Source organism: Pseudomonas fluvialis (genome assembly GCF_002234375.1).
In the GTDB taxonomy this organism is placed as follows: Bacteria; Pseudomonadota; Gammaproteobacteria; order Pseudomonadales; family Pseudomonadaceae; genus Aquipseudomonas; species Aquipseudomonas fluvialis.
Map to the genome: position 1 here is coordinate 93,554 of NZ_NMQV01000021.1, position 24,523 is coordinate 118,076.

At 64.6% G+C, this 24,523-nt stretch carries 24 protein-coding genes; 15 read left to right on the forward strand and 9 right to left on the reverse strand.

The genetic code is table 11. The features are described 5' to 3' along the window. Positions 1 to 6: 6 nt before the first annotated feature. From CFY91_RS11595 to CFY91_RS11620, 6 genes are all read left to right on the forward strand, one after another. The gene (locus CFY91_RS11595) at positions 7 to 975 is read left to right on the forward strand and encodes a PstS family phosphate ABC transporter substrate-binding protein (protein ID WP_093986528.1); all 969 of its coding nucleotides are present in this window, start codon (positions 7 to 9) and stop codon (positions 973 to 975) included. A gap of 202 nt (positions 976 to 1,177) precedes the next feature. Further along, complete coding sequence (locus CFY91_RS11600; protein ID WP_093986529.1) at positions 1,178 to 3,463, forward strand: ABC transporter permease subunit; 2,286 nt, start codon at positions 1,178 to 1,180, stop codon at positions 3,461 to 3,463. Between the two features lie 15 nt (positions 3,464 to 3,478). Then, positions 3,479 to 5,155 (forward strand): phosphate ABC transporter permease PstA, encoded by a 1,677-nt coding sequence (gene pstA, locus CFY91_RS11605; RefSeq protein ID WP_165765325.1) that lies wholly within the window; start codon positions 3,479 to 3,481, stop codon positions 5,153 to 5,155. Between the two features lie 86 nt (positions 5,156 to 5,241). Further along, the gene (gene pstB, locus CFY91_RS11610) at positions 5,242 to 6,075 is read left to right on the forward strand and encodes a phosphate ABC transporter ATP-binding protein PstB (protein ID WP_093986530.1); all 834 of its coding nucleotides are present in this window, start codon (positions 5,242 to 5,244) and stop codon (positions 6,073 to 6,075) included. 98 nt (positions 6,076 to 6,173) lie between these two features. Next, the gene (phoU, locus tag CFY91_RS11615; protein ID WP_093986531.1) at positions 6,174 to 6,890 is read left to right on the forward strand and encodes a phosphate signaling complex protein PhoU; all 717 of its coding nucleotides are present in this window, start codon (positions 6,174 to 6,176) and stop codon (positions 6,888 to 6,890) included. Positions 6,891 to 6,980: 90 nt separating this feature from the next. Further along, positions 6,981 to 7,886 (forward strand): response regulator, encoded by a 906-nt coding sequence (locus CFY91_RS11620; protein ID WP_093986532.1) that lies wholly within the window; start codon positions 6,981 to 6,983, stop codon positions 7,884 to 7,886. 1 nt (position 7,887) lies between these two features. On the opposite strand, the gene CFY91_RS11625 is transcribed toward CFY91_RS11620, so the two are convergent. Together CFY91_RS11625 and hexR are read right to left on the reverse strand one after the other, a co-directional pair. Further along, positions 7,888 to 8,079, reverse strand: a complete 192-nt coding sequence (locus CFY91_RS11625) for a PA3496 family putative envelope integrity protein (protein WP_093986533.1) — start codon at positions 8,077 to 8,079, stop codon at positions 7,888 to 7,890. Between the two features lie 95 nt (positions 8,080 to 8,174). Further along, positions 8,175 to 9,041 carry a transcriptional regulator HexR gene (gene hexR, locus CFY91_RS11630; RefSeq protein WP_093986534.1) on the reverse strand — a complete coding sequence of 289 codons (867 nt, stop codon included), beginning with the start codon at positions 9,039 to 9,041 and terminating at the stop codon, positions 8,175 to 8,177. A gap of 167 nt (positions 9,042 to 9,208) precedes the next feature. Here hexR and zwf point away from each other — a divergent pair, with 167 nt between their 5' ends. Next, entirely contained in the window at positions 9,209 to 10,636 is a 1,428-nt protein-coding gene (gene zwf / locus CFY91_RS11635) for a glucose-6-phosphate dehydrogenase (protein ID WP_229727155.1), read from the forward strand. Between the two features lie 45 nt (positions 10,637 to 10,681). Here the strand turns inward: zwf and CFY91_RS11640 are convergent, their stop codons facing one another. Both CFY91_RS11640 and CFY91_RS11645 read right to left on the reverse strand, forming a co-directional pair. Continuing rightward, positions 10,682 to 11,467: a gamma-glutamyl-gamma-aminobutyrate hydrolase family protein gene (locus tag CFY91_RS11640; protein ID WP_093986536.1), complete on the reverse strand. Its 786-nt coding sequence runs from the start codon at positions 11,465 to 11,467 to the stop codon at positions 10,682 to 10,684. A 247-nt stretch (positions 11,468 to 11,714) separates the two neighbouring features. Continuing rightward, the gene (locus CFY91_RS11645; RefSeq protein WP_093986537.1) at positions 11,715 to 12,353 is read right to left on the reverse strand and encodes an SCO family protein; all 639 of its coding nucleotides are present in this window, start codon (positions 12,351 to 12,353) and stop codon (positions 11,715 to 11,717) included. Positions 12,354 to 12,557: 204 nt separating this feature from the next. On the opposite strand from CFY91_RS11645, the gene CFY91_RS11650 reads away from it, so the two are divergent. Further along, a complete protein-coding gene (locus CFY91_RS11650; protein WP_093986559.1) occupies positions 12,558 to 13,175 on the forward strand; it encodes a hypothetical protein in 618 nt (205 codons plus the stop codon). Positions 13,176 to 13,179: 4 nt separating this feature from the next. On the opposite strand, the gene CFY91_RS11655 is transcribed toward CFY91_RS11650, so the two are convergent. Both CFY91_RS11655 and prlC read right to left on the reverse strand, forming a co-directional pair. Next, the gene (locus tag CFY91_RS11655; protein ID WP_093986538.1) at positions 13,180 to 13,449 is read right to left on the reverse strand and encodes a YheV family putative zinc ribbon protein; all 270 of its coding nucleotides are present in this window, start codon (positions 13,447 to 13,449) and stop codon (positions 13,180 to 13,182) included. Beyond that, on the reverse strand, positions 13,446 to 15,494 hold the full coding sequence (gene prlC / locus CFY91_RS11660; protein WP_093986539.1) for an oligopeptidase A: 2,049 nt from the start codon (positions 15,492 to 15,494) through the stop codon (positions 13,446 to 13,448). Before prlC ends, CFY91_RS11655 begins: the two co-directional genes overlap by 4 nt. A 134-nt stretch (positions 15,495 to 15,628) precedes the next feature. Here prlC and CFY91_RS11665 point away from each other — a divergent pair, with 134 nt between their 5' ends. Together CFY91_RS11665 and CFY91_RS11670 are read left to right on the forward strand one after the other, a co-directional pair. Further along, a complete protein-coding gene (locus CFY91_RS11665) occupies positions 15,629 to 16,171 on the forward strand; it encodes a gamma carbonic anhydrase family protein (RefSeq protein WP_093986540.1) in 543 nt (180 codons plus the stop codon). 14 nt (positions 16,172 to 16,185) lie between these two features. Then, positions 16,186 to 16,602 carry a PA0061/PA0062 family lipoprotein gene (locus tag CFY91_RS11670; protein WP_093986541.1) on the forward strand — a complete coding sequence of 139 codons (417 nt, stop codon included), beginning with the start codon at positions 16,186 to 16,188 and terminating at the stop codon, positions 16,600 to 16,602. Positions 16,603 to 16,635: 33 nt separating this feature from the next. Here CFY91_RS11670 and CFY91_RS11675 read toward each other — a convergent pair whose 3' ends face one another. Continuing rightward, positions 16,636 to 16,866, reverse strand: a complete 231-nt coding sequence (locus CFY91_RS11675; RefSeq protein ID WP_093986542.1) for a DUF1161 domain-containing protein — start codon at positions 16,864 to 16,866, stop codon at positions 16,636 to 16,638. A gap of 23 nt (positions 16,867 to 16,889) precedes the next feature. Continuing rightward, complete coding sequence (locus CFY91_RS11680; RefSeq protein WP_093986543.1) at positions 16,890 to 17,105, reverse strand: dodecin; 216 nt, start codon at positions 17,103 to 17,105, stop codon at positions 16,890 to 16,892. Positions 17,106 to 17,370: 265 nt separating this feature from the next. On the opposite strand from CFY91_RS11680, the gene CFY91_RS11685 reads away from it, so the two are divergent. Genes CFY91_RS11685 through hemP form a run of 5 tightly spaced genes read left to right on the forward strand, consistent with a single transcriptional unit; the run spans position 17,371 to position 24,314 of the window. After that, positions 17,371 to 19,239 carry a TonB-dependent receptor plug domain-containing protein gene (locus CFY91_RS11685; RefSeq protein WP_229727143.1) on the forward strand — a complete coding sequence of 623 codons (1,869 nt, stop codon included), beginning with the start codon at positions 17,371 to 17,373 and terminating at the stop codon, positions 19,237 to 19,239. Then, positions 19,239 to 23,231: a cobaltochelatase subunit CobN gene (gene cobN, locus CFY91_RS11690; protein WP_093986545.1), complete on the forward strand. Its 3,993-nt coding sequence runs from the start codon at positions 19,239 to 19,241 to the stop codon at positions 23,229 to 23,231. Before CFY91_RS11685 ends, cobN begins: the two co-directional genes overlap by 1 nt. Positions 23,232 to 23,249: 18 nt before the next feature. Further along, positions 23,250 to 23,801 carry a MotA/TolQ/ExbB proton channel family protein gene (locus CFY91_RS11695; RefSeq protein WP_093986546.1) on the forward strand — a complete coding sequence of 184 codons (552 nt, stop codon included), beginning with the start codon at positions 23,250 to 23,252 and terminating at the stop codon, positions 23,799 to 23,801. A gap of 5 nt (positions 23,802 to 23,806) precedes the next feature. Further along, positions 23,807 to 24,112, forward strand: coding sequence for a DUF2149 domain-containing protein (locus CFY91_RS11700; protein ID WP_207759394.1), 306 nt, complete (start codon positions 23,807 to 23,809; stop codon positions 24,110 to 24,112). A 16-nt stretch (positions 24,113 to 24,128) separates the two neighbouring features. Then, on the forward strand, positions 24,129 to 24,314 hold the full coding sequence (gene hemP, locus CFY91_RS11705; RefSeq protein WP_106408252.1) for a hemin uptake protein HemP: 186 nt from the start codon (positions 24,129 to 24,131) through the stop codon (positions 24,312 to 24,314). A 9-nt stretch (positions 24,315 to 24,323) separates the two neighbouring features. Here hemP and CFY91_RS11710 read toward each other — a convergent pair whose 3' ends face one another. Continuing rightward, entirely contained in the window at positions 24,324 to 24,503 is a 180-nt protein-coding gene (locus CFY91_RS11710) for a hypothetical protein (RefSeq protein WP_093986549.1), read from the reverse strand. Positions 24,504 to 24,523: the final 20 nt, after the last annotated feature.

A 24,523-nucleotide genomic window follows, 5' to 3' on the forward strand; every position in this document is an offset into this window, starting at 1 on the left:
TAAGGCATGAAACTCAAGCGTTTGATGGCGGCCATGACCTTTGTCGCCGCTGGCGTTAGCGCCGTAAGTGCGGTAGCTGCTGTCGATCCGGCCCTGCCGAGCTACAGCAAGGTCTCTGGTGTGTCCGGCAACCTGTCCAGCGTCGGTTCCGACTCGCTGGCCAACCTGATGACCCTGTGGGCTGAAGAGTTCAAGAAGAACTACCCCAACGTCAATATCCAGATCCAGGCCGCCGGTTCCTCCACTGCGCCGCCCGCGATGACCGAAGGCACTGCCAACATGGGGCCGATGAGCCGCCCGATGAAAGATAGCGAGATCCAGGCCTTCGAAGAGAAGTATGGCTACAAGCCGACCGCCGTGCCGGTGGCTATCGATGCCCTGGCGGTGTTCGTGCACAAGGACAACCCGATCCAGAGCCTGTCGATCGAGCAGGTCGATGCGATCTTCTCCAGCACCCGCCTGTGCGGTGGCGAGAAGGACATCACGACCTGGGGCGATGTTGGCCTGACCGGTGAGTGGGCGGCCAAGCCGTTGCAGCTGTTCGGCCGTAACTCGGTATCCGGCACCTACGGTTACTTCAAGGAAGAAGCCCTGTGCAAGGGTGACTTCAAGGCCAACGTCAACGAGCAGCCGGGTTCGGCCTCGGTGGTGCAGTCGATTTCCAGCACCCTGAATGCCATCGGCTACTCGGGCATCGGTTACCGGACCTCCAGCGTGCGTGCCGTGCCGCTGTCCAAGAAAGGTGGCGAGGCCTTTGAGGCCAACGAGCAAAATGCTCTGGCCGGCAAGTTCCCGCTGTCGCGTTTCTTCTATGTGTATGTCAACAAGGCGCCGAACAAGCCGCTGAGCCCGCTGGATGCCGAGTTCATCAAGCTGATGCTGTCCAAGCAGGGCCAGGAAGTGGTGATGAAGGACGGTTACATTCCGCTGCCTTCCAAAGTGGCTGAGAAAACCCTGAAAGAACTGGGCCTGTAAGGGCGCAGGCGGCACGGAGGCCGCGTCGGGCTGGCCCGACTTTTGTCGGGCAGCCCTTCCGATTGGCGACAAAGCCCATCCGCTTGCGGGTGGGCTTTGTTGTGTCAGCGAGCTGTCACGTTTCTGTCATACAAGCTCGCTAGATTGGCAATCCTGAGCAGCCGTGTGCGCTGCATCTGTAGGTAGCGCAGAGACCTTCCGCATGAATGACCTGGCAAAAGATCGCCTGCCCAGCCCGGGCAACCCCCTGGGACTGGACTTCAATACGCCGGCGCTGCAGCGCAAGCGCCGCCTGCGTGCGCTCAAGGACCGCCTGGCACGCTGGTACGTGTCCATCGGTGGCCTGGCGGTGTTGGCCGCCATCACCCTGATCTTCTTCTACCTGGCGCATGTGGTGTTGCCGCTGTTCCAGGGCGCCGAGTTGCAGGCGCGCGATGCGCAGCAGCCGGCCTGGCTGGCGGAGGCAGACAAGCCACTGTTGCTGGCCATGGAGGAGCAAAACCAGGTGGCCATGCGTCTGGCCGCGGATGGTCGGGTGCAGTTTTTCCAGGTGAAGACCGGCGAAGCGCTGCAGGCCCTTGACCTGCCGTTGCCGCAGGGTGTGGCCATTCGTACGCTGGCCGAGGACCAGCCGGGTAGCCGCCGCGTGGCGCTCGGCCTGGACAATGGTCAGGTGCTGGTACTGCAGCACAACTACAAGGTCAGCTACCCGGACAATGTGCGAACCATTGCGCCGATCATCGAATACCCCTTCGGTGACACGCCGATCAGCCTGGACCCGCAAGGCCGGCCGATCGAGCACCTGGCGATCAACCTGAACAGTGGCACCCTGCTGCTGGCCGGCGCCACCGGGCGCGAATTGCACGTGCTGAGTTCCTCCCGCGAAGAGAACCTGTTCACCGGCGAAGTCAGCCTGGAGCAGCAGCGTATCGAGTTGCCGGCGGTATCCGAGGAAGTCCACGGGCTGTTGCTGGATCCGCGTCAGCTGTGGCTGTACGCCCGCAACGGGCGGGCCATGGTGGATGTCTTCGATCTGCGCAAGGCCAACCTGAACGGTCGCTATGAGCTGCTCAAGGATGCCGACAACCGCATCACCACGGCCACCAGCCTGTTGGGTGGCATTTCCATCCTGTTTGGTGATGCCAAGGGTGGCATCCAGCAGTGGTTCATGGTGCGTGGTAATGAAGGTAGCCCGAGCTTCCAGAAGGTGCGCAGCTTCCAACTGGACAACGCGCCGGTGCTGCAGATTCTCCCGGAAGAGCGCCGCAAGGGCTTTATTGCGGTGGATGCCGCAGGCACGCTGGGTATCTTCCACAGTACCGCACAGCGCACCCTGCTCAAGCAGTCGGTAGCCGACAGTGCCACGCTGGCTGCGCTGTCGCCGCGCGCCAGCCGGGTCCTGCTGGAGCATGCCGGCGGCTTGCAGAGTTTCCTCATCGACAACCCGCATCCGGAAGTGTCGTGGAGCGCGCTGTGGGGCAAGGTCTGGTACGAAAGCTACCAGGAGCCTGATTATGTCTGGCAGTCCACCTCGGCGAATACCGACTTCGAGCCCAAGCTGAGCCTCTCGCCGCTGGCGTTCGGCACCCTCAAGGCGGCTTTCTACGCCATGCTCCTGGCGGCGCCACTGGCGATTGCCGCAGCCATCTATACCGCCTACTTCATGGCGCCGCGCATGCGTACCAAGGTCAAGCCGGTGATCGAGCTGATGGAGGCGCTGCCCACGGTGATCCTCGGTTTCTTCGCTGGCCTGTTCCTCGCGCCGTTTTTGGAGAACCACCTGCCGGGCATCTTCAGCCTGCTGCTGTTGACGCCGATCGGCATCCTGCTGTTCGGCTTTGCCTGGACCAAGCTGCCGGCCAGCTTGCGCCATCGTGTGCCGGAGGGTTGGGAAGCCGCCCTGTTGATCCCGGTCATCCTGCTGGTGGGCTGGTTGTCGCTGGGCCTGAGCGGGCACCTGGAAAACCTGCTGTTCGACGGCAACATGCGCCAGTGGCTGACCAATGACCTAGGCATTCCCTTCGATCAGCGCAACGCCCTGGTGGTTGGCCTGGCCATGGGCTTCGCGGTGATTCCGAACATCTATTCGATCGCCGAGGACGCAGTGTTCAGTGTGCCGAAAAGCCTGACCTTCGGCTCCCTGGCCCTGGGCGCCACGCCCTGGCAGACCCTGACCCGCGTGGTGATCCTCACCGCCAGCCCGGGCATTTTCTCCGCGCTGATGATCGGTATGGGGCGCGCGGTGGGCGAAACCATGATCGTGCTGATGGCTACCGGCAATACGCCGATCATGGATATCAACATCTTCGAGGGCATGCGCACCCTGGCGGCCAACGTGGCGGTGGAAATGCCCGAGTCGGAGGTCGGTGGAACCCACTACCGGGTGCTGTTCCTCGCGGCGCTGGTGCTGCTGCTGTTCACCTTCGTGATGAACACCCTGGCCGAGCTGATCCGCCAGCGCCTGCGCACCAAGTATTCGTCGCTCTAAGGTTTTGGAAGGTATATGTCCGTGAAACAGAACAACCTGAAATCCTGGTACAAGAGCGGCGCGCCGGGCGTGTGGATGAGCGGCGGCGCCGTGGCGATTGCCATCATCATGACCCTCGGCCTGCTGGCGGTGATCGCCACCCGTGGCCTGGGCCATTTTTGGCCGGCCGATGTGCTGGAGGCTGACTACCAGGTGCCGGGCGAAGCGCCCCGGGTACTGGCTGGCGAAGTGGTACAGGTCGAAGAAGTGCCGCGTGCACGGCTGGCCGCGGCAGGCCTGCCGGTGGCCGCCGAGGGTGGCGAATTCATGACCCGCGAGCTGTTCAAGGTAGGTAACCGTGAACTACTCGGTGCCGACTTCAGTTGGATCGTCGGCGAATGGTTGAGTAACCCGCGCACCCCGGAAGACATGATGGTGGTCGAGCGTCGCGAGTGGGGCAACCTGTACGGCTACCTGTTGCGTGTCGAGGAGCAGGGTCGCCTGGTGGCCGAGGGCGCCGATGCCTGGCCGGTGTTGCAGCAGCGTATCGCGCGGGTCGAACAGCTACACGGACAGCTGGCGCGCCTGGAGAAGAAGGAAGTCGGGCGGATCAACCACGGCCTGGAGCGCCTGCGCCTGGAAGCCCGCAAGCTGGAGCTGCAGGGTCAGCTGGATGCCGCCGCCCAGGCCGCACTGGATGCCCGGCGTGCCGAACTGGACGCCGAGTACAAGGTGCTGGAAGGGCAGATCGTCGAGCTGTACCAGCAGTTCAACCGTGACAGCATGGTGGTGCGGGTCAGTGATGGCCGGGAAACCCGCATTGAGCTGGGCAAGGTGGTGCGTGCCTACCGACCCAATGCCATGGGACCGCTGGACAAGCTGGGCTTCTATGGCCTCAAGCTGTGGGAGTTCGTCAGTGACGAGCCGCGCGAGGCCAACACCGAGGGCGGTATCTTCCCGGCCATTTTCGGTACCGTGCTGATGGTGATGATCATGGCGGTGATCGTTACCCCGTTCGGCGTGATCGCCGCGGTCTACCTGCGCGAATACGCCAAGCAGGGGCCGTTGACCCGGGTGATCCGCATCGCGGTGAACAACCTGGCCGGCGTGCCGTCGATCGTCTACGGCGTATTCGGCCTGGGCTTCTTCGTCTACGTGCTGGGCGGCTCCATCGACCAGCTGTTCTTCCCCGAGTCGGCCCCAGCACCGACCTTTGGTACGCCGGGCCTGATGTGGGCTTCGCTGACCCTGGCCATCCTCACCCTGCCGGTGGTCATCGTGGCCACCGAGGAAGGTCTGGCGCGTATTCCGCGTGCGGTGCGCGAAGGCTCGCTGGCCCTCGGCGCGACCAAGGCCGAGACACTGTGGAAGGTGGTGATCCCCATGGCCAGCCCGGCGATGATGACCGGTCTGATCCTCGCCGTGGCGCGAGCCGCCGGCGAAGTGGCGCCGCTGATGCTGGTGGGTGTGGTCAAGCTGGCGCCCAATCTACCGCTGAATGGCAACTACCCGTACCTGCACCTTGACCAGAAGATCATGCACCTGGGCTTCCATATCTATGATGTCGGCTTCCAGAGTCCCAATGTCGAAGCGGCGCGGCCACTGGTCTACGCCACCGCACTGCTGCTGGTGCTGGTGATCGCCCTGCTCAACTTTGCTGCGGTGTATATCCGCAATCACCTGCGCGAGAAATACAAGGCGCTGGATCATTAACACCCGATAAAAGCGCTTGAGGCTGCATGCTGGACGATTTTGTCCAGCCTCTGGCCTGAAGCCTCCAGCGGATCACGGAGAATTTTATGCAACATGACACCCATACCCACGGCATCGACATGGCGGCCCTCGGTCGCAGCAAGCAGGGCCTGAGCCTGGCGGACGAGACCACGGCGATCGAAGTGCCGGGCCTTAACCTGTACTACGGCGACAAGCAGGCGCTGTTCGATGTCCAGCTGAATATTCCCAAGCAGCGGGTGACCGCTTTCATCGGCCCGTCCGGCTGCGGCAAGTCGACCCTGCTGCGTACCTTCAACCGCATGAACGACCTGGTCGATGGTTGCCGCGTGGAAGGTGCGATCAACATCGATGGTCGGGATATCTACCGCAAGGGCGAGGACGTCGCCGAGCTGCGCCGCCGCGTGGGCATGGTGTTCCAGAAGCCCAATCCGTTCCCCAAGAGCATCTACGAGAACGTGGTCTATGGCCTGCGTATCCAGGGCATCAAGCAGAAGCGCGTGCTCGACGAGGCGGTGGAGTGGGCACTGAAGAGCGCGGCGCTGTGGGACGAAGTGAAGGACCGCCTGCATGACTCGGCCCTCGGCCTGTCCGGTGGCCAGCAGCAGCGTCTGGTGATCGCGCGTACCGTGGCGGTGCAGCCGGAAGTGTTGCTGCTCGACGAACCCTGCTCGGCGCTGGACCCGATCTCCACCCTCAAGGTGGAAGAGCTGATCTACGAGCTGAAGAGCAAGTACACCATCGTCATCGTTACCCACAACATGCAGCAGGCCGCGCGGGTTTCCGACTACACCGCCTTCATGTACATGGGCAAACTGATCGAATTTGGCGACACCGACACGTTGTTCACCAACCCGGCGAAGAAGCAGACCGAGGACTACATTACCGGTCGTTACGGCTAAACAGCGGAAAAGACGATTGACAGTGCTGGAGGCTGAAGGCTGAACGAGCGGCCTTTTCGTCCAGCCTTCAGCCTTCAGCGGTTTTTCGGAGCTTTTACATGATCAACAAAGACAACCTCACGCAACACATCTCCGCCCAGTTCAACGCCGAGCTGGAAGAGGTACGCAGCCACCTGCTGGCCATGGGCGGGCTGGTGGAAAAACAGGTGAATGACGCGGTGACCTCGCTGATCGAGGCTGACTCCGGCCTGGCCCAGCAGGTGCGCGAAATCGACCAGCAGATTAACCAGATGGAATCGTCGATTGACGAGGAATGCGTGCGCATTCTGGCCCGTCGCCAGCCGGCCGCCTCCGACCTGCGGCTGATCATCAGCATCTCCAAGTCGGTGATCGATATCGAGCGCATCGGTGATGAAGCCACCAAGATCGCCAAGCGCGCCATCCAGTTGTGCGAGGAAGGCGAGGCCCCCAAAGGCTATGTCGAAGTGCGGCATATCGGTGACCAGGTGCGCAAGATGGTTCGTGAGGCACTGGATGCCTTTGCCCGCTTCGATGCCGACCTGGCCCTGTCGGTGGCGCAATACGACAAGCAGATCGACCGCGAGTACAAGAGTGCGCTGCGTGAGCTGGTCACCTACATGATGGAAGACCCGCGCTCGATCTCCCGTGTGCTCAGTGTGATCTGGGCGCTGCGTTCGCTGGAGCGTATCGGCGACCATGCGCGCAATATCGCCGAGCTGGTGATCTACCTGGTACGCGGCACCGATGTGCGGCACAGCGGCCTGGCACGCCGCGGCAGCGACGCGGCTGAGTAATCGGTGCGCCCGGCAGACTGGGCGCACGACAATTTGCCCAAGCGGGGCGTGGGCCGGCTATGCTTAGAGGCATTCTGCAAGGAGTGATCGATGAGCAAAGTCAGTGTGCTGGTGGTAGACGATGCCACCTTTATCCGCGACCTGGTGAAGAAAGGTCTGCGTGATCACTTCCCTGGCATCCAGCTGGAGGAGGCGGTGAACGGGCGCAAGGCCCAGCAGCTGCTCAATCGCCAGGCGGTCGACTTGATCCTTTGTGACTGGGAAATGCCGGAGATGTCCGGCCTCGAGCTGCTTAGCTGGTGCCGTGGCGAGGAGGCTCACAAGGGCACGCCCTTCATCATGGTGACCAGCCGCGGCGACAAGGAAAACGTGGTGCAGGCCATCCAGGCTGGGGTCTCTGACTATATCGGCAAGCCCTTTTCCAACGACCAGTTGGTGACCAAGGTCAAGAAGGCGTTGAGCCGTACCGGCAAGCTCGCCCAGCTCAGTGCGCCGACGCCACAGCGCATCAACAGCGCCGGTGCCTTTGCCAATGACTCATTGAATGCACTGACCGGCGGCAAGGCCGAGGTGGTCAAGTCGGCGCCAGCAGCAGCGCCTGCGCCGGCGCCGGCGAGTCGCCCAGCAGCCGCGCCACGCGCCGCTGCGCAGGCGCCTGGCGGACGTGGCCAGGGCCAGCTGCGCCTGGCCAATGGCAGCATGGGCTGTGTGATCAAGGCGCTCAGCCTCAAGGATGCACAGCTGGTGGTGCGTCGTGCCGAGCTGTTGCCGCAGGTGCTGGAAAGCGCCGTGCTCGATCTGGAGCAGGGCGAGGGCGGCGAAGTGGCTCGCCTCAATGGCTACCTGCATTCGATCGCAGCCATGGAGGCCAAGCCGGACAGCGAGTGGTTGGTGCTGGTCTTTCGCTTCGTCGACCGCGATCCGCAGAAGCTCGACTACCTGTCACGCCTGATTGCCCGCGGCACTGCACAAAAGCATTTCGTCCCGGGCGCCTGACTCAGGCGCGGCGACGGCTGTTGTCCAGGTAGTGGCTGGCCAGCTGCTCCGCGTCGAGGCTGTACTCGGCGGCCAGTCGGCGACTTTCCGAACGTTCCTCGATGGCTCTGCGAAAAGCCATGCGGCGCTGGTCTTCCAGTTTGCGGCGGGTCTTGCTGTCGAGCGGCGGGTTTGCCTGCGGATCGTTCATCATGCGGCTCCATAGCGCGTGGCAGGAGCCTGTAGCCTGTCGCATTGGCCATGACAGTTTGGCAACGCGCTGATGAATTTGCCGTGAAGCGGGTTGTTTCAATCCTCGTTGTGCTTGTGCGCCTTGGGTGACAGGCGCAGGCTGCGCAGGCTGCGCTTGACGCTCTTGAGGTGGTTGACCAGGTCCGGGCCGCGCGCCATGGCGACGCCCATGGCCAGCACGTCGATCACCACCAGATGGGCAATCCGCGAGGTCAGCGGTGTGTAGATCTCGGTGTCTTCCTGCACGTCGATGGCCAGGTTGATGTCGGCCAGGTCAGCCAGCGGGGTTTGCCCTGGACACAGGGTGATCAGTGTGGCGCCGGAATCGCGTACCAGATTGGCGGTGATCAGCAGGTCCTTGGAGCGCCCCGACTGGGAGATGCAGATGGCGACGTCGCCCGGTTGCAGGGTGACCGCGGACATCGCCTGCATGTGCGGGTCGGAATAGGCGGCGGCGCTGAGCAGCAGGCGGAAGAACTTGTGCTGCGCATCGGCAGCCACTGCCCCGGACGCGCCGAAGCCGTAGAACTCCACCCGCTTGGCCGCCGCCACGGCATTGATGGCCCGGCTCAGTGCGGCGCTGTCCAGGCGCTCGCGGACCTCCATCAGGGTGTGCAGGGTGGTGTCGAAGATCTTCAGGCTGAAGTCGGCCACCGAATCTTCTTCGCTGATCGCGAACTGGCCAAAACTGGCCCCGGCAGCCAGGCTCTGGGCCAGCTTGAGCTTGAGGTCCTGGAAACCGCTGCAGCCGATGGCCCGGCAGAAGCGTACGATGGTCGGCTCGCTGATGCCCACCGCGCCGGCCAGGTCGGCCATGGAGCTGTGCATCACCGCGGCCGGATCGGCCAGCACATGATCGGCCACCTTGAGCTCCGACTTGCGCAGCAGATGGCGGGATTGGGCGATGTGTTGCAACAGGTTCACAGGCGGCGGCTCGGCTAAAGGAGGGGCAGGAATGTAGTGTTCATGTAGTTATACTACATAGCAGCTGCCAGCGCACCGGCCGCTGCTCCCAGGGTGTGCGCTGGCCACCTTTTATGTCGTGATTGCGTAATTTCTTGTGGAGATCGGCCTTGACCCTTTCCTGCGACATGCTGGTATTTGGCGGTAGTGGTGACCTGGCCCTGCACAAGTTGCTGCCGGCGCTGTACCACCTGCATCGTGATGGCCGTCTGGCCGCCGACATGCGCATCATCGCGGTGGCGCGCAGCCCGCTGCAGCGTAGCCAGTACCAGGCACTGGCCGAACGGCATTGCCGGGCGCAGGTGGCGCGGGCCGATTTCACCAGTGACAGCTGGCAAGGCTTTGCCGAGCGTCTCGACTACCTGGCCATGGATGCCGCGCAAAGTGCCGAGTACGGCCGCCTGGCGCGTCTACTCGGCAACCCGGCGGGACGTCTGCGCATCTTCTACCTGGCTACCGCCCCGGCGCTGTTTGCGGCGATCGCCGAGTACCTGGCCACGGCCGGGCTGGCCGACGCGCGGAGCCGCATCGTGCTGGAAAAACCCATCGGCCATTCGCTGGCTTCGGCTCAGGCCATCAACGCGACCATCGGCCGGGTGTTCAGCGAAGCACAGGTATTTCGTATCGACCATTACCTGGGCAAGGAAACCGTGCAGAACCTGATGGCGCTGCGTTTTGCCAATGCGCTGTTCGAGCCGGTGTGGCGCAGCGGGCACATCGAGCACGTGCAGATCAGCGTCAACGAAACCCTCGGTGTGGAAAATCGTGGTGCCTATTACGACCGCGCCGGAGCCATGCGCGACATGCTGCAGAATCATTTGCTGCAGTTGCTGTGCCTGGTGGCCATGGAAGCGCCGATGCGCTTTGACGCGGAATCGGTGCGCAACGAGAAGGTACGTATCCTCCAGGCATTACGGCCGATCAGCGGTCTGGATGTGCAGGATCGTACGGTGCGTGGCCAGTATGTCGCCGGGCAGATCGCCGGCCAGGACGTGCCGGCCTATTACTTCGAGAAGCAGGTGGACAACGACAGCGACACCGAGACGTTCGTCGCGCTGCGCGCGGAGATCGACAACTGGCGCTGGGCGGGCGTGCCCTTCTACTTGCGCACCGGCAAGCGCATGGCCAGAAAGTGCTCGCAGATCGTCATCCAGTTCAAGCCGGTGCCGCAGCGCCTGTTCGACAATGACCAGGCCAACTGCCTGGTCATCCGCCTGCAACCGGAGGAGCGCATCAGCCTGCAGCTGATGGGCAAGAGCCCCGGCAAGGGCATGCGCCTGACGGCCATGGAGCTGGATCTCAACCTGGCCCAGGTATTTCCGCAGAAGCGTCGCTGGGATGCCTATGAGCGCCTGCTGCTGGACGTCATCGAAGGTGACTCGACGCTGTTCATGCGCCGTGACGAGGTTGAAGCGGCCTGGGCCTGGGTCGATCCGATCCTGGATGGCTGGCAGCAGTACTACCAGAGCCCGCGTCCCTATCCGGCTGGTCGCAACGGCCCGGAGCAGGCCGACAGCCTGCTCGAGCGCAGCGGTCACCAGTGGTTCGAGGGCTGAGCGTTACCGGCCGTTGCAAAACGCCGGTAGCTTTTCAACGCCCTGTTAGCGCTGCGCGCTGAACTGCCGGCAGGCCTGGCCAAACGCCTGGAAGATGGCCACGGATTGCGGGTTGCTGGCAGCCTGCCATTCCGGGTGCCATTGCACGCCCAGGGTGAACTGCGCCTGCTCCGGCAGGTGAATGGCCTCGATCACGCCGTCCGGGGCATGGGCCAGCGGCGCGACGCCGCGCCCCAGGGTACGGATGCCCTGGCCATGCAGGGAGTTGACGGCAATCTCCTCCTCGCCCAGCAGTTCGGCCAGCCAGCTCCCCGGCACGCAGTGGATGGCGTGGCTGGCAGCGTATTGCACGGCCACCGGGTCTTCCGGGTTTTCCCGATGATCGTTGCAGCCCGGCACGCTGTAGAGCTTCTGGTGGATATCGCCGCCGAGCGCCACATTGAGCTCCTGCATGCCACGGCAGATGGCGAACAGCGGCAGGCCACGGCGCAGGGCCGCATGGATCAGCGGCAGGTCGAACAGGTCGCGGTCGCGGTCTTGCGGCTTTTCCGGGGTTAGGTTGTCTTGCCCATACAGGCTGGGGTCGATGTTTGAGCCGGCACCGGTCAGGTAGACGCCGTCGACCATGTCCAGGTACTGCTCGATGTCATCGCTGCCGCAACAGGTCGGCGTCAGCAGGGGGATGCAGCCGGCGATTTCCACCAGCGGCATGATGTATTTGTGGGTCATCACCTGGTAGGCGTGGCCTTTGCGCTCCTGAGCGCCCATGGACATCAGCACCACCGGCTTGCGGGCGCTGGTGGAGCTGTTTGCGATCTTGTTATTGGACATACATCACCTTGGGGCAGCGGGTAGCTGCCGTTGCTTGTGCAGGCCGACCGCAGGGTAGCGATGCCGTGCCTGTAACGGGCGTGCCAGCCCCTCTGGCCATGACACTGCCCTGTGGCCAGTCTGCCAGTGATGTAAAAAATGTCAAACAATGCGAGAGGTTGTTGCGCTCGTGCGCCCCGCATAACGGGGCGCCTGGTTCGTGGGGGTGGCCTGCTCAGGGGGACTTCTGTGCAATAAATTGCAAACTTCAGGGCTGGCGCTGCAGCAATTTGGGCAGTTGCTGCTGCAGCTGGGCGAGGTTTAGCGGCGCCCGGATGAAGCCCTGCTGGCGGCCGTCCGGGCCGAGCAAGGCCAGGTTGCCGCTGTGGTCCACGGTGTAGTTTTCCTGGCTGCTGTCGCCGGGAATGAAGGGGATGCTCAAGGCGTTGGCCAGTTGCTGGATATCGTCGAGCTGGCCGGTCAGGCCGATATAGTCGGGATCGAAATAGGCCAGGTAGTCGCGCAGCTGCTGGGGGGTATCACGCTGCGGATCGACGCTGACCATCAGCACCTGAACCTGCTGGCGCTGCTCGGCGGGCAGGCTGCCGAGCAGCTGGCGCAACTCGGCCAGGGTGGTCGGGCAGATATCCGGGCAGAAGGTGTAGCCAAAGAACACCAGGGTCCATTTGCCCTGCAGGCGGCTGACCGGTAGCACTTCGCCGTGCTGGTCGAGCAGCGGCAGGTTCGGCCAGGCGCGACTTTGCGGCAGCAGGATGATCCCCGCCGCATTCAGTGCGCCCTTGTCAGGGTGACTGGCGGCCTGGCGGGCGGCCTGAAACAGGGCCAAACCGACCAGCAGGGTCAGCGTGGCGGCAATCACGAGGGCGATCTTATGGGTGCGGGTCATGGTCTGGCTGCGTAATGAACAGGGAAAGCGGCACTTTACCAGCCGACCGGGCTTTGTGCCTGTGGCCTGCTGTCACTGGCCTGATGGCGCGAGCAGGTTATAGCCAGCGCACGCCAGGATAGCGGGCAATTATGACAAAGCTGTCTTTGTCGGCAGGAAAAACCGGCTAAGGTTTAGGGCGACTGCCTATGGTTGGGAGACATGATGAATACCGCTGCCTTGCGTTCGCTGATTGAACAGGCCCTGCTGCTGGAGCAGCGGGATGGCCTGTTGGCCGCTCACCTGCAGGCCTTGCCCGGCCTGCACCGCAGCCTGCGCTGCACGGGCGGCACCGTTCAGGCCCTGCAGGGCTTTGTCGAAGGTTACGTACGCGCAGTACCCGAGCTGCTCGACAGCGTCGCCGAGATGGCCCGGCGGACGGGGCGCCGCGCCGCGCTGGCGCCGCTGTTGTGTGCGGCCAGCCAGTTCTTTGTGCGCCCGCCCGCCTTGATGCAAGGCCAGTCGTTGCTCGCCGAACTGCTCGACGAAGCCTACCTGGCCCATCGGCTGGTCGAAGAGCTGAATGACCGTTACATCGCCTGCTTTGCTGAGCCGTTGCTGACCCTCGATACCACCCGCGCCAACCTGCTGGCCCACCAGTTGATCGGCGAGTCCTTCGCCAACCAGCTGGATGCCTTGCTCGACGAAGTCTTGCCAGGCGTGTTGGCTGGTGCCTTCAGCGCCGCCAGTGAGCCGGGCACGGCACAGGTGGAGTCGGTCTGGCGGCAGTGGCCCTGTTTGCTCCAGCAGCTGGGGCTGGATATGCAGCTGGCTGCCGCCTGAGCGATCAGCCAGGCTTGTTCAGCTTGGGATTGGGGAAGAACTGCAGGGTCTGCCCCTGGCTCAAGGGTTTGCTGGGTGCCGGACGACTGACCCGGGTGGGCAGCTCGTTGGGTACCGAATTGCCCTGGGCATCCAGGGTGTCGCTGAAGCCACAGGCCACGCATTCACGGTGCGGTGTGTCGTCCAGCGTCCACATCTTGATGGTGTCCATGGCGCTACAGGCCGGGCATACCGCCCCGGCGATGAACTGTTTCTTGATCTGCGCCTCGTTCATGCGGCTTGCTCCTCCAGCCCACTGTGGCGCAGCAACGCGTCGATGCTCGGCTCGCGGCCGCGGAAGTCGACGAACAGCTGCATGGATTCCCGGGAGCCGCCACGCGCCAGGATCGCCTCACGGAAGGCGCGGCCGGTCTCGGGGTTGAGCACGCCCTGTTCCTCGAACAGCGAGAAGGCGTCGGCCGACAGTACCTCGGCCCATTTGTAGCTGTAGTAACCCGCCGCGTAACCGCCGGCGAAGATGTGCGCGAAGCTGTTGGCGAAGCGGTTGAAGGCCGGCGGGCGCATCACCGCTACCTGATCACGTACGCTCTCCAGCACCTGCAGTACGCTGCGGCCATCGCCGTGCGTGGCATGCAACTCGAAGTCGAACAGCGAGAACTCCAGCTGGCGCACCATCATCAGCCCGGACTGGAAGTTCTTCGCCGCCAGCATCTTGTCCAGCAGGTCCTTGGGCAGCGGCTCGCCCGTTTCGAAGTGGCCGGAGATCAGCGCCAGGCCCTCGGGCTCCCAGCACCAGTTTTCCATGAACTGACTGGGCAACTCGACGGCATCCCAGGCCACGCCGTTGATGCCGGACACGCCGGCATGTTCGATACGGGTCAGCAGGTGGTGCAGGCCGTGGCCGAACTCATGGAACAGCGTGGTGACCTCGTCGTGGGTCAGCAGCGCCGGCTGGCCTTGCACTGCGGGGGTGAAGTTGCACACCAGGTTGGCCACCGGGCTGATCAGTTCACCCTGCGCCGAGCGGCGCTTGTCGCGCGCGCCATCCATCCAGGCGCCGCCGCGCTTGTTGGCGCGGGCGTAGAGGTCGAAGAAGAAGCGTCCGACGTGCGCACCGTTCTCGCGGATCTCGAACAGCCGTACATCCGGGTGCCAGGTGTCGAAATCCTTAAGTTCATGGATCTCGATGCCATAGAGCTGCTGCACGATGGCGAACAGGCCGGAGAGTACCTTGTCGATCGGGAACCAGGCGCGCACCTGCTCCTGGGAAAGGCTGTAGCGGCTCTGGCGCAACTTCTCGGCGTAGTAGCCGGTGTCCCAGCTGGCAAGGTCCGCGCAGCCCTGTTCGGCGGCGAAGGCGCGCAGCTCATCGAGGTCGCGCTGGGCGAAGGGCTTGCTGCGCACCGCCAGGTCACGCAGGAAGTGCAGCACCTGCTCGGTGGAGTCGGCCATCTTGCTGGCCAGGGACAGCTCGCCGTAGTGGGCGAAGCCGAGCAGGCGCGCCAGCTCCTGGCGCAGGTCGAGAATCTGCTCCATCAGCGGGCCGTTGTCGAACTGGCCGGCATTCGGCCCCTGGTCGGAGGCGCGGGTGCAGTAGGCGGTGTAGACCTCTTCGCGCAGAGCACGGTCGTCGGCGTAGGTCATCACCGCGTAGTAACTGGGGAATTCCAGGCTGATCAGCCAGCCGTCCAGGCCCTTGGCCTTGGCCGCCTGGGCCATCTGCGCCTTGGCCGAGTCCGGCAGGCCGGCCAGTTGTGCCTCGTCAGCGATCGCCTTGGTCCAGGCCTGGGTAGCGTCGAGCAGCTGGTTGGAGAAGCGGCTGGTCAGCTCGGAGAGCTTCATCTGGATCTCGCCGTAGCGCTGCTGCTCGGCCGGCGGCAGGTCGATGCCGGACAGGCGGAAGTCGCGCAGCGTATGTTCGAGGATGGTCTTCTGCGCCACCTCGAAGCCGGCTGCCGCGGGGCTGCCCGCCAGTGCCTTGTAGGCTTGGCAGAGCGCCTGGTTCTGGCCCAGCTCGGTCCAGTACTCGGACAGCTTGGGCAGGCAGGCCTCGTAGGCGGCGCGCAGCTCGGCACTGTTGCACACGGCATTGAGGTGGCTGACCGGGCTCCAGGCGCGGCCCAGGCGCGCATGCAGCTCGTCCAGCGCCAGCACCAGGCCGTCCCAGCTCGGCTGGGCCTGCTGGGTTTGCAGCAGGCGGGTGATGGCCGCACGGTTGTCGGCGAGGATCTGCTCGATGGCCGGCTCGACGTGCTCGGGCTTGATCTGGGAATAGGGCGGCAGGTCGAAGTCTTGCAGCAGCGGGTTGGTCGCAGTCACGATGGCACCTTGAATCGTATCGGCGCAGGGACGCCGGAATCACCGGGAGTTGCCGACAGGCGGCGACAACCGGCCCTGGGAATGCCAGCATCTTATTACAAACCCTGGGTCGACTGACTTTGGAGATCACTATCGTGGCCATCAGAACATTTCAGGACATGACCCCGCAGCTGGGCGAGCGGGTGTTCGTCGACCCCAGCGCGGTGGTGCTGGGCGACGTGGTATTGGGCGATGACTGCTCGGTCTGGCCACAGGCGGTGATTCGTGGCGACATGCAGCCAATCCGCATTGGCGCGCGCAGCAGCGTGCAGGATGGCAGCGTGCTGCACATCACCCACGCTGGGCCATTCAATCCGCAGGGCTGGCCGCTGCAGGTCGGCGAGGACGTCACGGTCGGCCACAATGTCACCCTGCACGGCTGCACCCTGGGCGACCGGGTGCTGGTGGGCATGGGCGCGATCATCATGGACGGTGCGCAGGTCGAGGACGAGGTGATCATCGCCGCCGGCAGCCTGGTGCCGCCAGGCAAGCGCCTGGTCAGTGGCTTTTTGTACCTGGGTAACCCGGTACGCCAGGCCCGTGCGCTGACCGAGCAGGAGCGTGGCTTTTTCCGCTACAGCGCCAACAATTATGTACGTCTCAAGGACCAGTACCTGCTGGAAGACCTGGGGCGCTAAGGGAGCTGATACGCATGCGGCGTCTTGCCCGGCTGGTTGTACCCGCCCTGCTGCTGCAGGCCTGTGCCGCCCCGCTGCCGCCGGCGCTGCCCGGCATGGCCTGGGTCAGCGTAGCGGCACGTCCTGGCGAAGTGCTGATGGCGCAACGCCTGGACGGCCAGCGGGTGGCGGATGGACGCTTTTTCCAACTGTCTCCGGGAGCGCACAGCCTGCTGCTGCGCTTTCAGTTCGAGCAGCACGGTGGCGGCGAGCTGCGTGAGCCACAGTGGCGAACCTGTGAATTGCAGTTGCGCTATGCCGACTTTGCCGCCGACCAGCGCTACCAGGTGCAGGCCTGGCAGCATGGCGGCTATCGCGTAGCCGGCCAGCTACGCGATGCCGAGGGCCGGGTGCTGGCGAAGGCCCGCGTGCTGCGCTGCGGGAACTTCTGAGCCGGGGCGCCGCGTGCGCGCAAGCCTGGTCGGTTAGAAGGGCTGGCGGACGTAGAGGATTTCCTTGCTGCCCATTTCGCAGCGGCCGACCACCTGCGCGCCGATCACCGTGCCCTGTGCAACGATTTCCAGGCTGTAGCCGGTGACGCCCTTGGCATCCAGCTTGGCGGCGATTTCCGCCTTGAGTTCTTCGCAGTCCTTGCCGGCGGCGAGGGCCTGGCCAGCGAGCAGGCACAGGCTGCTGGCAATGATCAGTGCGCGCATCGGGGTGCTCCTTGGGTAGGTAATCAGCTGTCGGCCAGTCGGAAGCCGACCTTGAGGGCAACCTGATAATGGCCAACCTTGCCGTCAACGATATGACCGCGGGTTTCCACCACCTCGAACCAGTCCATGTGCCGCACGCTCTTGGCACACTCGGCGAGGGCATTGCCGATGGCGTCCTCGATGCTGAGCTTTGAGCTGCCAACCAGCTCGATCTTCTTGTAGGTGCGATGGTCGGACATGCGGGGCACTCCAGGCAAGGGTCTTTTCAGCGTAGTGGCCTGTGCGGCGAATTCAACCTGTGACAGGGCGTCGCATTCGAATGCATTGCAAATGAGAATAATTATATTTAATCTCGCCATCCGTTATTGATCCTGAAGCGATAACCGCATCCAGGTGCTTTCCCCCAGCCAGCCAGGGTCTGTTGCCCAAGCCAGCCGCGAATCAGTTCTCCCGAGGTTGGATATGCGTAAGCCGGCGTTAACCCTTGCTTGTCTGATGGCGTCCATGGCCCAGGCCGCCCCCGTTACTGAACTCAATCCCCTGGTCGTCACGGCTTCGCGCAGCGAGCACAGCCTGGCCGATGCCCCGGCCTCGGTGAGTGTGATCACCGCCGAGCAGATCAAGGCGCGTGGTGCCGGCAACCTGCTGGAAGCCCTGCGTGGCGTGCCTGGGTTGAGCCTCAACGGGCGCCAGGTGGGCGGGCGCAAGACCCTGAGCATCCGTGGTGCGGAAGACCGGCACACCCTGGTGCTGATCGATGGCCGGCGTATTTCCTCCACCGACGACACCATTGGTCATTCCGACTACCAGTACGGCTGGGTCGCCATGGAGCAGATCGAGCGTATCGAGGTGGTGCGCGGGCCGATGTCAGCGCTCTACGGTTCCGAGGCAGTGGGTGGGGTGATCAATATCATCACGCGCAAGGGTGGCCAGCAGTGGCATGGCGGCGCCAGCGTGCGAGGTGAGCTGGGCGAGGGGCCGGCCGGCGACGGCCATCAGATGTCGGCCAGCGCCAGTGGCCCGCTGGGCGAGTGGTTCGATCTGGCGCTGGGCGTGGAAGATCGACGTCGTGCGCCCACGCCGCGTCCGGAAAACAAGGCGACCAGCGATATCGAGGGGCAGGACCGACAGAGCGGCAACCTGCGCCTGGGCTTTACCCCCAGCGAAGGCCAGCGCCTGCAGCTGGACATGCTGCGCAGCGAGGAAACCCGTCGGCGTCACGAGCAGAATACCCGGCTGCCGGCTCGTCCCTACTACCTGGATACCTACGATCTGCAGCGGCGCCAGGATGCGCTGACCTGGCAGGCCGACTGGTCGCTACTGCGTAGCGAGCTGCGCTACAGCGAGGCGGAGTTCGAGGTGAACAACAAGCGCAGCAACAACATCGCGCCCACTCGCCCGCAGCGCCTGGAAGACCGGGTGTGGGACGGCAACCTGGCGTTTGCCCTGGGCGACAGCCACAGCCTGACGCTGGGTGCCGAGCGTCGCGAAGAGTTTCTGGAAAATGCCGGTCTGAGCGGCGGCTCCGACAGCGCTCTGCACAAGGCGCTGTATGTGCAGGACGAAATCGCCCTGGCCGATGACTGGGCGCTGACCCTGGGTACGCGCCTCGATCACCACGCGATCTTTGGCAGCGAGTCCAGCCCGCGTGCTTACCTGGTATGGCGGGCCAGCCCCGAGCTGACTATCAAGGGTGGCTATGGTGAAGCCTTCCGTGCGCCCACCCTCAAGCAAATCTCCCCCAACTATGTCGGTGCCGAAGGCCCGCACACCTTCCTCGGCAATGCCGACATCCAGCCGGAAACCAGTCGCTCCTGGGAGATCGGCGCGGACTGGCGGGATGAGCAGAGTGCCTACACGGCTACGCTGTTCCGCAGCGAGATCAAGGACCTCATCTACTACAACCTGCTGCGTAGGGTCGGGCCGCGCAGCATCTATCAGTACGACAATATTTCCGAGGCGCGTATCGACGGGCTGGAGGTCGCCTTGCGCCGCGCGCTGGGTGGCGGTTTCAGCCTGGCCAGCAGCATGACCTGGCTGGATGCGCGGGATCGTGACAGCGATGACAAGCTCACCGGGCGTCCCGAGTTCAGTGCCACGCCGAGTCTGGCATGGCAGCAGGGGGCCTGGGGCGCTGAGCTGGAATGGCAATACATCGGCCAGCAGACGCTGCAGAATGCGGCCGGCCAGCTCAAGCGTGCTCCCGCCTACAGCCTGGTCAACCTGAGCGGCAGTTACCGGGTCGACGAGCACCTGACCCTGCGCGCCGGGCTGAACAATGCCGGCGACCTGCGCCTGGAGGACAAGTCCGAGCTGTTCGGCTATGTCGAAGACGGGCGTACCTTGTGGCTGGGGCTGGAGGCCAGTTTCTGATGAGCATCCGGCACAGACTTCCGTGGTACCGGGCGATCAGGCGTTCCTGGCTGTGCACGCCGCGCCGCCTCGCCCTGTGCTGGCTGTGCCTGCTGCTGTCCTGCGGGACAGCCGTAGCTGAACAGCGCCTGCTGTTTCTCGCCGCGGCCCCGGTGCAGGCCGGCAAGTTCGAGAAACTGCGCCCGCTGGCCGAGGCGGCGGGTTTGCAGCTCAACTACCGCATGCTCGACGCGCCCGGCCTGCTGCCCAGTCGCGAGGCGCTGGCCGAGTATGACCTGCTGATCATCGATGCGCCCTATGGTGCTTCTCAGGCCCTCGCCCAGCAGCGTGCCGCGCCGCTGCTGGAAGGGCAGGCCTTGCCCTGGCTGTGGTTGCGGCGTGATGGTAGCCGCAGCAACCAGCTGCCTGGCGAACTGGTTGAGCAGCTGGACCGTTACTACAGCAACGGCGGCCCCGGCAATTTTGCCGGCTTCTTCTGTCGCCTGGCGGCGCAGCTGCAGGCACGCACGGCACAGGACTGTGCCGCGCCGGAAATCCACCCGCCGTTTGCCATCTACCACCCGCAGGCCCAGGGACGCCTGTTCACTGACCTGGACAGCTATGCGCGCTGGAAGGGGGTTGGTCTGCAGCCTGCGACGCCGGTGATCGGCGTGCTGTTTCACAAGGCCTACATGGACGCCGGGCTGACCGGCTTCATTGATGCGACGATTGCCCGCCTGGAAGCCGCCGGTGCCCTGGCGGTGCCGATGTACACCAGCGCCATGGGCAATGGCGAGATCAGCCAGTTGCTGGCCTACCAGGGCAAGCCGCGCGGTGATGTGCTGATCAACATGCAGATCATGCTCAATGCCAACGGCCGCAAGGCCGAGTTCGACGCGCTGGGCATGCCGGTTCTGCAGGCCATGCCTTACCGGGCTGGCGAGGAAGCCGACTGGCAGGCCGATGCACAGGGCATCGAGGTGGTCGACATCCCCTTCTACCTGGCACAGGCTGAATACGCCGGGTTGATCGATCCGCTGGTGGCTGCCAGCACGCGCCAGGCGGATGGCGACATCCTGCCCATCGACCGCCAGCTGCAGGCGGTGGTGGACAAGGCGCTGCGCCTGGCACGCCTGCAGCGCCTGGCGCCGGCCGAGGTGCGCAGTGCGTTGTTGTTCTACAACTACCCGCCGGGGGAGAAGAACCTCGGGGCGTCCTTCCTCAATGTGCCGCGCAGCCTGGAGGCTTTGCTGGCCGCCTACGCCGAACGTGGCTACGACGTGAAAACGCTCGACGAGCAGCAGCTGATCGAAGAGCTCAGCGGGTTGCTGGCACCCTTCTATCGCGATGACCAGTTGCCGGGTCTGCTGGCGCGCGACCGCGCCGGGCGCCTGCCGCTGGCCGATTATCGGGCCTGGTTCGCCAGCCTGCCGGCCGCGCTGCAGACGCAGATCGTGCAGCGCTGGGGCGAGCCGGAACAGGCCGGCCTGGTACTGCGCGAGGGCACGCAGGCCTTCTTTGTCATCCCCCGGCTGCAGTTGGGCAAGCACGTGCTGATGCCGCAACCGCCGCGGGGCGAGCGCCTCGACGACCGGGAGCGTGCGCTGTACCACGACACCAAGGCGCCGCCATCGCACAGCTACCTGGCGGCCTACCTGTGGCTGCGTGAGCAGCAGAAGGTCGATGCCCTGGTGCACTTCGGCACCCACGGCAGTGCCGAATGGCAGCCGGGCAAGGAGCGCGGCCTGGATGTGCTGGACTATCCCTACCTGGTGCTCGGCGACATTCCGGTGCTCTACCCGTACATCGTCGACAACATCGGTGAGGCCTTGCAGGCCAGGCGCCGTGGACGAGCACTGATCCTCAGTCACAACACCCCGTCGTTCGGCCCGGCGGGCCTGCATGGCCGCCTCAACGAGCTGCACGACCTGCTGCACCAGTGGCTGACCATGACGCCGGGCGAAGTGCGTAGCGCCACGGCCGCGCGCATCCGTGCGCTGGCCGGCGAACTCAAGCTGGACCTCGACCTGGGCGTCGAGTTGAGCGCTCCGGGGTTGGATATGCAGGCACTGGTCGACGATCTGCACCTGCACCTGCACGACCTGGCCCTGCAACAGCAACCGCTTGGCCTGGCGCGCTTCGGCGTGCCGGCGGACAGCGACCTGCGCCTGTCCACCGTGCAGCAGATGCTCGGCAAGCCCTTGCTGCAGGCCCTGGCGCCAGATGATCCGGAAGAGTTGCTACTGGTCGACTATGCACAGCTCAAGAGCACGCCGCTCTGGCAGGTGTTGGACCGGCATGTGCGCCAGGGCCAGCCATGGACGGGTGACCCGGCGCTTGCTGGGTTGCTCGAGCAGGGCCGCAGGTACTGGCAGCAACTGGCCAACGACCAGGAGTTGCATGGCTACTTCCAGGCCTTGCAGGGCCGGCATATCGCCAGTTCCTATGGTGGCGACCCGATCAAGAACCCCGACAGCCTGCCTACCGGACGCAACCTGTATGGCTTCGATCCGTCGCGTATTCCCACCCGCGAGGCCTGGCAAGCGGGGCAGCTGGCGGCTCAGCGCCTGCTCGACCAGCACCGCCAGAGCCAGGGGGAATATCCACGCAAGCTGGCCTTCACGCTGTGGTCGGTGGAAACCATGCGCCACTTCGGCCTGCTGGAAGCCCAGGTGCTGGCGCTGATGGGCTTCCGCCCACAGTGGGATGCCGGCGGTCGGGTGATCGGTATCGAGCTGATCCCGGCCAGCGAGCTCAAGCGTCCGCGGGTGGATACGGTGATTTCCGCCACCGGCCTGTACCGCGACCAGTTCCCCCAGGTCATGCACTGGCTGGCTCAGGCGGCCGCCCAGGCCAGTGATCTGGACGAACCGGACAACGCCCTGGCGGCCAATAGCGCGGCGATCGAACAGCAGTTGCGCGCGGCCGGCCTGTCGGCCGAGGAAGCGCGCCTGGCGGCGCGTACGCGGATCTTCTCCTCGGCGTCCGGGGCCTATGGCACCGGCCTGGAGGAGGCGACCCTGGCCAGTGACAGCTTTGGCGAACAGTCCGCTGGTGGGCAGGATCGTGCCGGCGGCGAGGCCAAGCTGGCGCAGCTGTATCTGGAGCGTATGCAGTTCGCCTACGGCCCGGACAGCGCGCGCTGGGGCGAAAAGGCCCAGGTCAACCTGTATGCCGAGCAGCTGCGCGGTGTCCAGGGCGCCGTACTGTCACGTTCCTCCAACCTCTACGGCATGCTCACCACCGATGATCCCTTCCAGTACCTGGGCGGTATCGGCCTGGCGGTGCGTCATCTGGATGGCCGCTCACCCGAGCTGTACATCAGCAACCTGCGCGATGCCGACAACCCGCGCAGTGAAACCGCCGGCGCTTTCCTGGCCCGCGACCTGCGTACCCGCTACCTGCATCCCGGCTGGATCAAGCAGGTTCAGGCAGAGGGCTACAGCGGCACCCTGGAAGTGCTGGGCAGCGCCAACAACCTGTGGGGCTGGGAGGTGACGGCGCCGGAAACCGTGCGTGACGACCAGTGGCAGGCCTACAAGGAGGTCTATGTCGACGACACCTACCAGCTGCAGATCAATGAGTGGTTCGAACAGCACAACCCGCATGCCCAGGCACAGTTGATCGAGCGCCTGCTGGAGGCCGCGCGCAAAGAGTACTGGAGTACCGACGCACAGACCCTGCAGGAACTCGCCGAGCGTTACCAGGCCTTGGCCGAGCGTTATGACGTACGTAGCGATAACGCGCGCTTCAAGGAATACCTCGGCGCGGCGGCCGCGGGTTTTGGCCTGCAGCCTGCGGCGGCTCCGGCAGCCGAGGTAAACGCTGGCGCACAGGCGGAGGCCACCTTGCAAACGGTGCAGGGACCGCGTCTGGAAGAACAGCCGGCTCCCCAGGCGTCGCCCAGTCCGCTGGATTTCACGGCGCTGCTCGGCCTGTTGCTGATTCTGCTGGCCATGGCCGGCGGTGCATTCCGCCAGGCGTATCGTCGCCTGCCAACCCTGACCTACTGACCCCCGGAGACTGTTTAGATGTCCCTGCAACTGATGATCGAGAGTGCGCTGTACAGTGCCAGCCAGCTGTTCATGCTGCCGGTGCTGCTGGCTGTGCTGCTGATGTTTTTCTACGCCTTCTATGCGCTGGGCGCCTTCCTCTGGCAGAGCCGTCAGCGGCGGCGCGGCCAGGCGCCGGCCTTCGACCTGCTGCAGAGCTGGCGAGCCGCACCGACGATGACCGCGGTGGAGCTGGAAACCCTGGCCTTCAAGCGCCTGGAAGCACCGCGTATCGTGACCCGCGTGACGCCGATGCTCGGTCTGGTGGCAACCATGATCCCCATGGGCCCGGCGCTCAAGTCGCTGGCCAGTGGCGAGCTGGCGCAGGTCAGCGACAACCTCACGGTGGCATTTTCCGCGGTGATCCTCTCGTTGCTGGCCGCGTCGCTCACCTACTGGGTCGTCAATGTGCGTCGGCGCTGGTACGCCGAGGAGCTGGTGCTGATCGGCCAGGCGCAGCGCAGCCAGGGCCTGGCCGCCAGCGAGCCGCTGGCCGCGGCAGCCCATGAGCTGGCTACGGAGGCTGCCTGATGAGCCTGCGCCTGCTGGAGGAAGCGGAAGCCGACGATCCGATTCTCTCGGTGGTCAACCTGATCGACGTATTCCTGGTGATCATCGCCGCACTGTTGCTGGCGGTGGCCAACAACCCGGTGAATGCCTTCAGCCAGGATGACTACACGCTGATCAAGAACCCCGGCGAGGCCAACATGGAAGTGCTGATCAAGCAGGGTGAAACCCTGCAGCACTACAAGGCCAGTGGCGAGATCGGCCAGGGCGAAGGTGCCAAGGCCGGGGTGGCCTATCGCCTCAAGGACGGCTCGATGATCTATGTCCCGGAATGACCTGAGGGAAGCCTGCATGCCCGTTACTCGCCAGCGACAACAGTCTGCCGCGCTGCGTCAGGCCGAGCCCGTCAACAGCCTGCCGCGTTGCCTGAGCAGCCGTGAGCTGCTCGGCGCGGCGCAGGCGCTGTTGATCGAGCACAACGGCTGCTACTACAGCCTGCGCCTGACCCGGCAGAACAAGCTGATTCTCACCAAGTAGCCGGTGCTGTCAGGCAATGCGCAGCAGCGGCCAGATATCCTGGTAGCTGGGCCGCGGATTGCTGCTGGCCAGGCTCAGTGCCGGGGCTGCCGGGGTGCTTGGCGCGCGGCGGCCCTGGCTGGGCCAGACGCGGCGCGGCGGCTCGATGGCGCACAGGGTGGGCAGGGCGGGGGGCTGGGTTGCGTACATGGGGGTTTTCCCCGATCAGG